The sequence below is a fragment of the Bacillus massiliigorillae genome, from assembly GCF_000380245.2.
Taxonomy (GTDB): domain Bacteria; phylum Bacillota; class Bacilli; order Bacillales; family DSM-1321; genus Bacillus_AD; species Bacillus_AD massiliigorillae.
On the sequence record NZ_HG428744.1, the window covers coordinates 70935 to 83254 of the forward strand.

Consider the following 12320-nt stretch of genomic DNA (forward strand, 5'->3'; position numbering starts at 1 on the left):
GTTTTTTACTGTTTATCGTGGTCGATCGGTTGCAATAAAACCAAATGAAATATGGTCTTGAACAGGAATCCAAGCTCCAATCCCTTGAGATGTTACATTTTTAATAACAAGTGATCTTTTATTTCCTTTTAACACTAAATACACTTCACCATATGTCACTTTTCCCTTTTCGTTTACAGCACTTGCATAAGCATATAAGTATCCTAAACGATTCGGAGGAATATTGTATACTCTCTCACTTTTCGTTCCCCCACCAATAATGGTTTCAAATGATAATGGCAGGTTTGTTTTATCAGCTGCTTTTAAAATCATCATCTTCTGTACATCTTTTGCAGCAGGAACTTTTGCTGTTAAACCTCCGTGAATCATCTTCTGCAACTCTTGTACATAGTGCATACGATACGGAAGATTTCCGCCACGATTATCGTAGTAATTAGTATTGATTTTTTGAAACTCCCAGTTTGGTGATGTTTCAGCTGATTCATATTGCAAAGCCCAATGACCTAAGTAAATTGTGGCACGATAGCCTAATGCAAATGGTGCTTTCGCAATGGTTGTTTCATTTAGTATGCGAATTAACTCAGGATTTTCAATTTTTACATTAGAAGAAGCTATTAGTTGCTTCGTAAGTTCACTCGGCTGCAAATATGGTAAATCTTGACTTGGGTTTGGATACGTATTCTCTTTCGTAATATGAATGACATTAGCAGGAACCTTTAAAGCAGCGACTTGGCTACTCCGTTGTGTAATTGATATTCCATTAGCTGCAAGTGGATATGCACAAATTAGTATCGCTGTGCTAATTGTTATAAGCCATTTCTTCATGATGCCGACTCCCTTTTTTCAGAGGTAAATTTCAATGTGTCGTTATTTTTTGTCGGCGCTCAAGATTATATACAGCAAGCGTATAAATGTAATATTTTTGTAATTTTTTGATTATTTACTTTATAAATCACAAGGAGTATAATAAGGTTAATCTTCAGTAGAAGGAGGGAACAAATTCGATAACGATAATACCAACGAATTAAGGAGGTATGTGTATCGATTGTAACAGCGGCATTATTTTTCTACACAAAATAATAATAGAAAGCGGTGAACCTTCCTACAAATATTATAACAAAGTCGTCATGTAAGCTTGTTTGAAATGAAGTAGCCAAAACGATTGGTAACAGTAATAGTTTGTTGGATTTTAATATGCATGTAAATTTAATAGAAGAATTTTAATAAGGACTCTGCAAATACAGAATTTATGCAGAGTCCTTATTTTGATTTATAACAAGAAAAATCCAATCCCCATAATAACATAAGCTGCTAATAGTGTTGCCCCTTCAAACCAGTTCGTTTCCCCATCATTAGAAATCACAATGATTAAGAACACAGACGTTACCATTGAAATTAGTTCAGGCATAGTAAATACTAACGGCATGGATGTCGGAAATAATAACGAAATCAATACTAGAATTGGTGCAACAAACATAGCAACTTGAAGAGTGGACCCTACTGCAATTTCAACAGCAATATCCATTTTATTTTTATAAGCAAAAATGATCGCTGAAGCATGTTCAGCTGCATTCCCTACAATGGCTACAATGATAATACCAATAAATAATTGAGACCAACCAAATGATGCAGCAACAGTTTCAAACGTATGTACAAGATTTTCCGATACATAGGCTACAGCTATAGTCGATAGTAACAATATGATAATTGCTTTCTTTTTTGACCATTCTGGCATTTCTTCTTCCTCTACAACACCTCCCCCTTCCTTATGCTGATACACCCCACGATGTGTAACTAACTTAAAGAATAGAGCCAATAAGTATAATACAATCATAATCACTGCTATCCCTACACTTAAAGACATTGTCTTTGCTTCAGTCATTGTTTGAGAGAACACTTCTGGAATAACAAATGCCACAATAACCGCAAAAATTAATAATCCCGCATTATGTCGAGCATCAAATACATTAAACTTTTGCCTCTTGAACTTCAATCCTCCAATGAAGAATGAAAATCCTGCTACAAGCAATAAGTTACCTAGTACAGAACCCGTTAATGACGCTAATACTACTTCTGTTAAACCAGCTTGCAATGCAAAAATTGAAATAATTAATTCCACTGCATTTCCAAACGTGGCATTTAATAATCCACCAATCCGCGGTCCCATCACAACAGCTAAACTTTCTGTCGCCCTTCCCATAAAGCTTGCTAGAGCAATAATGGTAACACAATACACTCCAAACATGATTACACTTGGCCAATGCATTAAACTTCCAGCTAGAGATAACGGTAACCCAACTAATAAAAGAATAAAAAAGATTTTATTCCCCATGCTATTCCCTCTCTTTCCCAGTCTCCTTTATTATTTCAGTTAACTTTCATTATTTATTTTTCATATTTTACCCTTATCTTGCTAGTCACAATCATATTCTTGCACAAAACAACCATTGAAAGTACGATAGAGATAAGACAATTACACGGAAAAGGATATATACATCATGAATAAAGACACCTTACGCTTTTGGATACTTGTTAGCATCGTTGGAATTTCAGGATTTTCCCAAGGTATTTTAATGCCTTTGATTGCCATTATTTTCGAAAGTGATGGAGTAAGTTCCTCAATGAATGGTCTTCACGCGACCGGCTTGTATATTGGTGTTTTATTTGTGGCACCTTTAATGGAAGCACCATTACGGCGCTTCGGATATAAACCACTTATTATAGTCGGTGTCGGAGCAGTGGCGATTGCATTTGCTTTATTTCCTATGTGGAAATCCTTTTGGTTCTGGTTCTTTTTAAGACTTATTATCGGTATTGGAGATCACATGCTTCACTTCTCTACACAAACATGGATTACCGATGCTTCACCGCTTCATAAGCGTGGGCGAAATATTTCAATTTATGGATTATTCTTCAGTCTAGGATTTGCTTTCGGACCATTAATGGCACGATTAGTTCAAGTAAATGAAGCACTACCATTTATTATTTCATCAGCTGTTACTGTAATCGCTTGGTTAACAGTTTTATTACTTAAAAATGAACGTCCTGAACAGAGTACCGAAACGGAATCTATTTTCAGTACATTTTCACGCTTTAAAGATGTTTTGCGATATGCTTGGATTGCCTTGCTTCCACCTCTAGGCTTTGGAATTTTAGAAGCTTCACTGAACGGTAGCTTTCCAGTATATGCACTTCGAAATGATATCAATATTGATGCAGTTTCAATTATTCTGCCTGCCTTCTCCATTGGTGCAATCATTTTCCAAATACCATTAGGAATGATTAGCGATACATACGGTCGAAGAAAAGTGCTCAAAATTGTTATTCCATTAGGCGGCATCATTTTCACTACTGCAGCAATCATCCAAGATTCAGCTATTGGCTTATTTATTTGCTTCATTCTAGGCGGTATGATTGTAGGGTCATTATTTTCTCTTGGTATTACCTATATGGCAGACCTATTACCAAAAGACCTGCTCCCTGCTGGAAATTTACTATGTGGTATGTTCTTTAGCTTCGGCAGCATGGTTGGTCCATTCATCGGTGGACTCGTAATCGAACATTTTGATGGAGGTTCATTGTTCTATCTATTAAGTTTTGTACTGTTCATTGTGTTCTTCGCTTTATTAAGCTTCAAGCCAAAGAAGAAACATTCGCATGACTTCGCCTTATAATATAAGTCATATTTGTTTTCTTTTGCATATAATGTATGGTAACATAATAGTAATAAATGGAAAAAGAATATTAATGAACCATGAGAAAGTTTTGCTGTCACCAAATTGGTGGCAGCTTTCGTGTTTTTTAAGGGTAATGATGTTGACTATCTTTCTCATTTGGAAATTTAAAGGAGGAGAAAAAAATGAATGCTGAAGCCAAAGTGATGAACCAAAATGCTAGTAAGCCAAATAAAGAACAAAGCTCATTAAGCAAAAAAATGCTTCCTCACATTGAATTAATAGCCGCTATTATTTGTGGGATTTTAATTTTCACTGGATGGCTTCTTTCCAAAGCTGATTATGAAACAGCGGCAACCATAAGCTATTTAGCTTCCTTTCTTATTGGAGGTTACGCAAAGGCAAAAGAAGGTATACTCGATACAATCGAAGAAAAAGAACTGAATGTTGAGATGTTAATGATTCTAGCAGCTATCGGCTCTGCCATAATCGGTTATTGGACAGAAGGTGCTATGCTTATCTTTATTTTTGCAGTAAGCGGTGCATTAGAAACCTATACAATGAACAAAAGTCGTAAAGAAATTTCCGCACTAATGGATCTACAACCCGAGGATGCATTAAAGATTACCCCTGATGGCACAGAAGTAAAAGTGCATATTTCTGAATTACGAGTTGGGGACCATCTTCTTGTCAAAGCTGGGGAACGTATTCCAACAGACGGAACCATAATAGATGGTGATACACATATCGACCAAGCAGCTATTACTGGTGAATCCATCCCTGTTAATAAGAAAATACATGATGAAGTGTATGCAGGAACCGTAAATTTACGTGGCACAATTACTATTGAAATGACAAAACCAAGTGACCAAACACTTTTTCAAAAAATCATTAAGCTTGTTCAATCGGCTCAAAGCGAAAAATCTCCCTCTCAATTATTTATTGAAAAATTTGAAGGAACCTATGTAAAAGTCGTCTTAATTGTAGTCCTTGTTATGATGTTTTTACCACACTTTGCACTAGGGTGGTCTTGGACAGAATCATTTTATAGAGCAATGATATTATTAGTTGTTGCGTCACCATGTGCACTTGTTGCGTCCATTATGCCTGCAACACTAGCTGCAATTTCAAACGGTGCTCGACATGGTATTTTATTTAAAGGTGGCGTACATTTAGAAAACCTTGGTCACCTTGACGCTATTGCGCTAGATAAAACAGGTACACTAACGAAGGGTAAACCAGAAGTAACAGCTATATACGTACGTGAAGACTATACGAAAGAACAATTCTTGCACATTGTTGCTTCTATCGAGAAATATTCAAATCATCCTTTAGCACAAGCCATTGTACTCTATAGCAATACATTCACGAAGGAACCATATATTAAACCTACAAGTACGGAAGATGTGAGTGGCTGGGGTGTACAAGGAATGATCGACGGTCAGCAATGGCAAGTTGGTAAAGCAGACTTTGTAAATAAAGAAGCAGCCTATGCTTTCATGGACGGTGTAGCTGAAAAACTGGCTCTTGAAGGAAATACTGTCACATTCGCTAAGGATGAAAAAGGCATTGCTGGTGTGATTGCATTGAAAGATGTTGTGCGCCAAGAAACTCTTAAAGCGATTAATGAACTAAAAGGTTACGGTGTACACACCGTTATGCTAACTGGTGATGGTGAAAAAACAGCAGCCGCTATTGCCTCTGAAATTCACATTGATGAACATCATGCTGAATGCTTACCTGAAACAAAAGTGAATGAAATTAAGTCTCTGAAAACAAGATACAATACGGTCGCCATGGTCGGTGATGGAATTAACGATGCTCCAGCCCTAGCTACCGCAACAATTGGCATAGCCATGGGTGAAGGAACAGATGTAGCATTAGAAACAGCTGACATTGTTCTTATGAAAAATGATTTACCACGTATTGCCGAAGCTATTGCATTATCGAAAAAAATGAACATTATTATTAAACAAAACGTGATTTTTTCCATTGGGGTCATCATGTGTCTGATTGCCGCTAACTTCCTACAAGTACTAGATCTTCCTTTAGGAGTTATTGGACATGAGGGTAGTACCATTCTTGTTATTTTGAACGGTTTACGTTTATTACGTAATTAGTGTTATTTAAAGCTTTAAACAAATAAGAGCTAAAGTGGAAGACCGCTTTAGCTCTTATTTTAGTTAATGATATCCGTTCTGACCGTTTGCAGAACTAGATGTTTTGTTTTTGGGTTTATTCTTTCCTTTTTGCTTCGTACCGCCATCTTTTTTCGTATGCTTCGCCATATAATTAACTTCCCTTCCTATCATGTAATGAACATGTTCAAACTTATCATGGCTTGTTACCATCCATTATATGAAAGAGAATTACTGGGATATTTTTTTCTCACTCGCCATTGCGTTTAACTCGCCGCCAATTATAATGATATGAGCCGATAAGTAGAACCAAAGCATTAAAACGATAATACCTCCGATACTACCATACGTAGTCGTATAATTAGCAAAATTATTAACATAGTAAGAAAATCCCCACGAAACAACTGACCATCCAAGAGTAGTAAACAAAGCTCCAGGTGCAACTCTTCGATGTAGCTTTTTAAATGGAACCATCAAATATAATATACTAAATACACAAAATAAAATAAGTATACTCATGCTCCAACGAAGAATATCCCAAATGAGTTGAACGTTTTGATTAACATCAAGATGAGCAAATAGAAACAAGCCTATTTGCTTTCCGAAAACAGGTAACAATAATCCAACAATAAACACAAACACCATAGCTATTGTTAAGACAATAGAAATAGCTCTCGAAAGTAAATATGTGCGTGTATCTTCGACATTATACGCTCTATTAAAAGCTTTATGGATTGCATTCATACCATTAGAAGCAGACCAAAGAGTTGCTATAATCCCAAAAGAGAGTAATTTACCGCTTCCTCGCATAATATTATCAACTTGACTTTCTATAATTTTCATGGAGCTTTCAGGAACGTAAGTACCAAGAAAATCTAGAATATCCTGAGCGGTAATTGGTAAATAGGGTAGAAGTGTTACAAGGAATAATAATAATGGAAAGAGTGATAGTAAAAAGAAAAACGCAAGTTGAGCTGCCATTCCAGATACATCATGGTCCTGCATTCTCTTTATAATCTTAGCTATAAATCTTGTTATAGTTAACGCGTTTTTCTTAACCATGGCATCACCCCAAATCATTTATCACTTAAACGTGTTCATCTTCTTTACTTTCTTCCGTAAAAACTTCTTTTGTTTCTTTAACCACAGATGCTAATTGCGGTGTAATATCCTTAATTGCTTCTACTTGATTTGTAATCACCGCTACATCTTCTGTAATGCTCTCAATTGTAGAACGAATTTTATTCGATGTTTCTTTTACTTGTCCAATTACGATATCTGGATTTTCAATAATTTCACGAGTTTGACGGTAGCCTTTTTTTGCACACTCAATTGTAGTTTCTCGAGTATGACGATCTAACATACTAATAGCTGCGCCAGCTAACGCTCCTAATAATATACCTTGTAGTAATTTATTTTTATTCGAACAATTTCTATTACATGTACCCAAAATGTTCCCCACCCTTTCTATTTATAAACCTTTTTCCATTTTTATTTTCTGTAATAACGCTTGGCATCCTTGGTTAACCAGATCGTATACCTCTTCAAAATTGCCTGTGAAATACGGATCCGGTACATCTTTATTATGAACAGCTGGTACAAGATCCAACAGTCTCCCTACAAATGCACCTGTATGTCCCTCTTGCCAATGCTTCATATTTTCAATATTACTAGCATCCATAGCTATAATATATTGATATGTATCATAATCTTTCGTAACCATTTGACGCGCCTTCATACCTTCATAACTAATTCCTTTACGATCTAATAAATCACGCGTCCCCTGATGAGGTTGATGCCCAATATGCCAATCCCCCGTTCCAGCAGAATCAATCGTTATTTTGTCATCTAAGCCTTCTCGTTTTACTAAATCTCGAAACATTGCCTCTGCCATTGGAGAACGACAAATATTCCCTAAACAAACGAACAATACATTAACCAAAATATTCACTTCCCTCATTGTTTAATCTATCTTACATAATAGTATATTTATACTTATATTTTCTATTTTTTTAAGTTTCTTTTAGTAATTCTTTATGTTCCCCCTTATTCAGGTTATACTTTTTGAAGATAGAACAATAGGGGGAAAGGAAGTAAAGAAATGGATTTATCACAGAACACGCCTGAAAATGTAGAATATATGGTAGAAAGAATCAAAGAAAAACTACGCATGATGAACGTAGGAGCAATCAACTCTTCTCACTTCAATCACGACATGTACGAAGAATTAAATGATTTATATACAATGGTTATGGGCAAAAAATCATTTAGCATTAGTGAAATGGAAGCAATTGCTTCAGAGCTAGGAAGCTTAAAAAAATAAAGTTGCTCTTAAAAGAACTATCACCTGTTGATAGTTCTTTTTTTCAAAGGTAAAACAACAATCTCAAAAGAGCGGTGATGTTTTTTCGTATATTTAGCATCCGTTTAATAGGAATAAAATATGATATAATTTATTCAAAACATTTTCATACTAACTTACATACAGTGAAAATAAAGAAAAGAGTGAATTTGTATGAATGACAACCGTGGCATTATTCTTTTCGATGGTCAATGTAATTTATGTAATCACAGCGTACACTTTATTTTAAAGCGAGATCATAAGCAATATTTTCGATTTGCTTCCTTACAAAGCGAAGTAGGTCAATCTCTACTAGAGCTATATCAATTACCTATGACGCTTAATAGTGTTGTCTTTATAAATAAAGGCATTGCTTATATAGAATCAGATGCACCGATACATATATGTCAACACTTAAAGGGGCTTTGGAAATTACTATATGTAGCTAAAATCATTCCTACACCATTACGTAACTATTGTTATAGAGTTATTGCAAAAAAACGCTATCAATGGTGGGGTAAATCGACTTCTTGTATGCTTCCTACACCCGATATAAAGAAACGATTTTTGTCTTAATATCTAAAAAATATGCTGTCGCATTGGTTACTTAACCAAAAGTTTAAATATTTTGAATTTTCTGTTAAAAATTTATGTATTTTTTGTTACATATAGAATATAATTAAACTATCCAAAAACACTAACATGTTTAGTAAGAAATTACTCCCTAACATAAACATGAGTAGTGGTGGAACTTGGTGAAGCCATTTCTTTGCAAACCGGATTCCAATATGGACGAATCAAATGTAAAACCCCCTTATGATGGTATTTAGCCATTAAAATTTACCTAATAATTCCCCATTTCTAATCCATGACAATACCTTTGTTATGGAAATTTTTTTGTCTAATTTTCACAAGTAATACTTCAGGGTTCACCTCAGCCAAAAGCGCCATAAATCAACCATTTCAAGTAACTTAAATTAAATTAAAGATTAGATGCAAACAAATACGAAGCATCTTAAAAGCGTAAAAAGGCGTCCCAAAAGTGATTTGTAATCACTTTTGGGACAGCCACTTCTTTTTTATTTATTTAATTGTGTTCGTGGAGTAATTAATATCTCTACGCGTCTATTCTTTGATTTTCCTTCAGCTGTTTTATTGGATGCTATTGGTTTAAATTCTCCATAGCCTTTCGCACTAAACCATTCTGGACTTAAAGCAGGATTCTCAAGTACCACTTTCATAAAGTTTACAGCACGCATTACACTTAAATCCCAATTCGAATTAAATTGTGAATTAGAGATTGGAACATTATCGGTATGCCCACTGATTACTATACTTCGTGGTGGATCCATCACTAGTAAAGCTGCTATTTCCTTGGCAACTTGTCTATCACGAGGAAGCACATCAGCACTACCAGATCCAAATAAAACATTATCTCTTATTGAAATCATTAACCCTTCCCCAGTTAATGAGGTTCCGAGTTTATCTTTTATATCACTTTTTTCAATATATTCATTTACTCGTTCTTGCATAGCTGAAAGCTCTTTATAGTCTTTCTCACCAAGTGCCTTCCTAACTTCCCCTTTGCTTTGTATCATAGTTTCATTTTGAGAATCACTTCTACCATTTGTCTCCATGGGACTTGAAAAATCCATAACACCAGTGCCGCTCGTAAAAATATCATTAAAGGCTTTCGACAATTGTTGAAATTTAACAGCATCAACAGAACTCATTGCAAATAAAACAATGAATAACGCTAATAATAATGTCATTAAATCTGCATATGGTATTAACCAAGATTCATCCATATGCTCATCATGATGCTTCTTTTTTTTCTTTCTAGCCATCTTGCTTCACATCGCCTTCTAGCCATTTTTTTCTGTCTGCAGCTGGCAAATATGAAGTTAACTTTTGCTCAATTGTTCTAGGAGCTTCTCCTTCAATTATTGATAGAATACCTTCGATCATCATATTCTTAATACGAACTTCTTGCATAGATTTACGCTTTAGCTTATTAGCAAATGGATGCCATAATACATAACCAGTGAATATACCTAATAATGTAGCAACGAATGCTGCTGAAATTGAAACACCTAGTGCATCTGTGTTATCCATATTTCCAAGAGCTGCTATTAGTCCAACAACCGCTCCTAGTACCCCTAGTGTAGGTGCATATGTACCTGCTTGTGAAAAGATTGCCGCTCCAGACTGATGACGCTCCTCCATTGCTTCAATCTCTTCTGACAAAATATCTCTTATGTAATCCGCACTTTGACCTTCAACTGCTAAATTTAATCCGTTACGCAAAAAAGGATCCTCTACTTGTTCAGAGATTCCCTCTAGGGCAAGTAAACCTTCTTTTCTAGCAATAATTGCCCATTCTGAAAATGTTTTAATTAATGCTTCTGGTTGTATTAATTGAGTTTCTTTGAAAAGAATTTTAAACAACTTAGGTACTCGTTTAATTTCATTTGTTGGAAATGCAATTGTTACAGCTGCTGCTGTCCCTACGATGATGATTAAGAATGCCGCCGGATTAATTAAGGCTGCTACCTTAACCCCCTTCAATAACATCCCAACGAAAACCGCAGTAATCCCAAGAATAATTCCTATTACGGACGTTTTATCCATATAACTCACCCGACTTTTCTTTATGATTCTATATATCATATCGGACGAATCTTAAAAAAAATGAGAGTTTTTGATAATTTTTCTCTATTAAAATGTTCATCACTGGAAAAAAAACAAGCTACTAATTATTTAGCAGCTTGTTTTTGTCGATTGAATATAGTTATCTTAACTTCATATTATTTAATAGCCGATTGTCGCCATGTATTCCCTTAAAACGTTGTTAGAATTTTTGAATTTGTCCATTTCATCTTCTGTTAAATTCAATTCTACAACTTCTTTTGCACCTTCACGTGTAATAATAGTTGGAACACCCGTACAAATATTTTCAAAGCCATATTCGCCATCTAGAATTGTCGAAACAGCAATGATTTTGTGGTCATCATTAAAGATGGAACGAGTAATCGATGCTAAGGCACATCCAATTCCATAATATGTTGTTCCTTTACGGTTTAAAATTTCAAATCCTGCTTTACGAACTTGATCGATAATTTCATCAAGGTCGATTTCACCTAATGTTTCTTTATGTTCTTCTAAAATTTGCATGAAAGGTTTTCCACCAATTGTTAAGTGTGACCAAGCCGCAAATTGTGAATCTCCGTGCTCACCTAATGTATAACCATGAATACTTCTTGGATCTACTTTTATATGTTGTGAAAGAATGGATTTTAGACGAGAAGAATCTAATGAAGTTCCTGTTCCAAGTACTTGATTACGAGGAAGACCTGATTCTTTCCATACAAGATACGTAATGATATCAACTGGATTAGATGCAACTAAGAAAATCCCATTAAATCCACTTTTCATTACGCCATCTACAACCGATTTTACAATTTTAGCACTTAGTTCTAATGTGTCTAAACGAGTTTGTCCTGGCTTTGGAGGTCCTCCGGCCGTAACAATCACAATATCCATATCCTTACATTCTTCATATGACCCTACACTTACTTTAGTGCGTGAAGTCGTAAAATCAACACAATGCTGCAAATCCATTGCTTCTCCAAGTGCTCTTTCTTTATTAATGTCAATTAGCATCAATTCATCACAAATATTTTGGTTTACTAATGAATAACCTGCACTAGCTCCCACGAAGCCAGTTCCTACTATTGCTACTTTTCTCGTTGTAAGTTTCAAATCTGTCATCTCCTAAGCGAAAACTTTTTGTAAAAAATCCGAGCATCTTCTATTTATATATCGCTTTCATTTATCTTAATGTGAAATATCGAACAAGGTTCTTTTACGTGCTAAATTATAATGAACAATATCTATTTAAGGATATGGACAAATTGTGAACAATCAACTTCTTTACTTTTTATGTTCATTTATTATCAGACTTTTGCTTTAAAACACAACATAAAAAAAATTTGTTTTATAGTACAGTTTAATTTTTATATATGATACAGGTTTGTATTTTAGTGTAAAAAATCTAAATATTTCTCTAATAAAAATAATAAATATTTCACTTATTACTGGTTAAAATATTCACATTAACACTGTATAAAGCTTATTATATAGCATTTTTAACCTAATTAATTCCAT

The 12320-nt window shown here is 34.8% G+C and carries 12 protein-coding genes; 4 read left to right on the forward strand and 8 right to left on the reverse strand.

Features of this window, described 5'->3' with window-relative positions; all coding sequences use genetic code 11:
• Positions 1 to 12: 12 nt before the first annotated feature.
• Positions 13 to 825, reverse strand: coding sequence for a YfkD famly protein (locus tag TX86_RS20585; protein WP_042351794.1), 813 nt, complete (start codon positions 823 to 825; stop codon positions 13 to 15).
• Positions 826 to 1270: 445 nt separating this feature from the next.
• A complete protein-coding gene (gene cax / locus TX86_RS20590; RefSeq protein WP_042351795.1) occupies positions 1271 to 2332 on the reverse strand; it encodes a calcium/proton exchanger in 1062 nt (353 codons plus the stop codon).
• Between the two features lie 166 nt (positions 2333 to 2498).
• Here cax and TX86_RS20595 point away from each other — a divergent pair, with 166 nt between their 5' ends.
• Entirely contained in the window at positions 2499 to 3674 is a 1176-nt protein-coding gene (locus TX86_RS20595; RefSeq protein WP_042351797.1) for an MFS transporter, read from the forward strand.
• 185 nt (positions 3675 to 3859) lie between these two features.
• Positions 3860 to 5794 carry a heavy metal translocating P-type ATPase gene (locus TX86_RS20605; RefSeq protein ID WP_042351800.1) on the forward strand — a complete coding sequence of 645 codons (1935 nt, stop codon included), beginning with the start codon at positions 3860 to 3862 and terminating at the stop codon, positions 5792 to 5794.
• A 249-nt stretch (positions 5795 to 6043) separates the two neighbouring features.
• Here the strand turns inward: TX86_RS20605 and TX86_RS20610 are convergent, their stop codons facing one another.
• From TX86_RS20610 to TX86_RS20620, 3 genes are read right to left on the reverse strand one after another with little or no spacing between them, the layout of a single operon-like run.
• Positions 6044 to 6874: a YihY/virulence factor BrkB family protein gene (locus tag TX86_RS20610; protein WP_042351802.1), complete on the reverse strand. Its 831-nt coding sequence runs from the start codon at positions 6872 to 6874 to the stop codon at positions 6044 to 6046.
• A 25-nt stretch (positions 6875 to 6899) separates the two neighbouring features.
• Positions 6900 to 7262 (reverse strand): hypothetical protein, encoded by a 363-nt coding sequence (locus tag TX86_RS20615; protein ID WP_042351804.1) that lies wholly within the window; start codon positions 7260 to 7262, stop codon positions 6900 to 6902.
• 21 nt (positions 7263 to 7283) lie between these two features.
• Positions 7284 to 7754: a low molecular weight protein-tyrosine-phosphatase gene (locus TX86_RS20620; protein ID WP_042351805.1), complete on the reverse strand. Its 471-nt coding sequence runs from the start codon at positions 7752 to 7754 to the stop codon at positions 7284 to 7286.
• A gap of 159 nt (positions 7755 to 7913) precedes the next feature.
• Between TX86_RS20620 and TX86_RS20625 the strand changes: the two genes are divergently transcribed.
• Complete coding sequence (locus TX86_RS20625) at positions 7914 to 8135, forward strand: DUF1128 domain-containing protein (protein WP_042351806.1); 222 nt, start codon at positions 7914 to 7916, stop codon at positions 8133 to 8135.
• A gap of 192 nt (positions 8136 to 8327) precedes the next feature.
• Positions 8328 to 8729 carry a thiol-disulfide oxidoreductase DCC family protein gene (locus TX86_RS20630; RefSeq protein ID WP_042351809.1) on the forward strand — a complete coding sequence of 134 codons (402 nt, stop codon included), beginning with the start codon at positions 8328 to 8330 and terminating at the stop codon, positions 8727 to 8729.
• A 503-nt stretch (positions 8730 to 9232) separates the two neighbouring features.
• Here the strand turns inward: TX86_RS20630 and motB are convergent.
• The 3 genes from motB to TX86_RS20645 all read right to left on the reverse strand — a co-directional run bounded on the left by motB (position 9233) and on the right by TX86_RS20645 (position 11915).
• Positions 9233 to 10000 carry a flagellar motor protein MotB gene (motB, locus tag TX86_RS20635; protein ID WP_042351810.1) on the reverse strand — a complete coding sequence of 256 codons (768 nt, stop codon included), beginning with the start codon at positions 9998 to 10000 and terminating at the stop codon, positions 9233 to 9235.
• Positions 9993 to 10784, reverse strand: a complete 792-nt coding sequence (gene motA / locus TX86_RS20640; protein WP_042351811.1) for a flagellar motor stator protein MotA — start codon at positions 10782 to 10784, stop codon at positions 9993 to 9995. The genes motB and motA overlap by 8 nt, the downstream gene beginning before the upstream one ends.
• Before the next feature lie 180 nt (positions 10785 to 10964).
• A complete protein-coding gene (locus TX86_RS20645) occupies positions 10965 to 11915 on the reverse strand; it encodes an L-lactate dehydrogenase (RefSeq protein ID WP_042351813.1) in 951 nt (316 codons plus the stop codon).
• Positions 11916 to 12320: the final 405 nt, after the last annotated feature.

Excerpts from the sequence above, each read along its gene's own strand:
- TX86_RS20585 (WP_042351794.1), bottom strand. The coding sequence starts at position 825 with ATGAAGAAATGGCTTATAACAATTAGCACAGCGATACTAATTTGTGCA.
- cax (WP_042351795.1), bottom strand. The coding sequence starts at position 2,332 with ATGGGGAATAAAATCTTTTTTATTCTTTTATTAGTTGGGTTACCGTTA.
- TX86_RS20595 (WP_042351797.1), top strand. The coding sequence starts at position 2,499 with ATGAATAAAGACACCTTACGCTTTTGGATACTTGTTAGCATCGTTGGA.
- TX86_RS20605 (WP_042351800.1), top strand. The coding sequence starts at position 3,860 with ATGAATGCTGAAGCCAAAGTGATGAACCAAAATGCTAGTAAGCCAAAT.
- TX86_RS20610 (WP_042351802.1), bottom strand. The coding sequence starts at position 6,874 with ATGGTTAAGAAAAACGCGTTAACTATAACAAGATTTATAGCTAAGATT.
- TX86_RS20625 (WP_042351806.1), top strand. The coding sequence starts at position 7,914 with ATGGATTTATCACAGAACACGCCTGAAAATGTAGAATATATGGTAGAA.
- TX86_RS20630 (WP_042351809.1), top strand. The coding sequence starts at position 8,328 with ATGAATGACAACCGTGGCATTATTCTTTTCGATGGTCAATGTAATTTA.
- motB (WP_042351810.1), bottom strand. The coding sequence starts at position 10,000 with ATGGCTAGAAAGAAAAAAAAGAAGCATCATGATGAGCATATGGATGAA.
- motA (WP_042351811.1), bottom strand. The coding sequence starts at position 10,784 with ATGGATAAAACGTCCGTAATAGGAATTATTCTTGGGATTACTGCGGTT.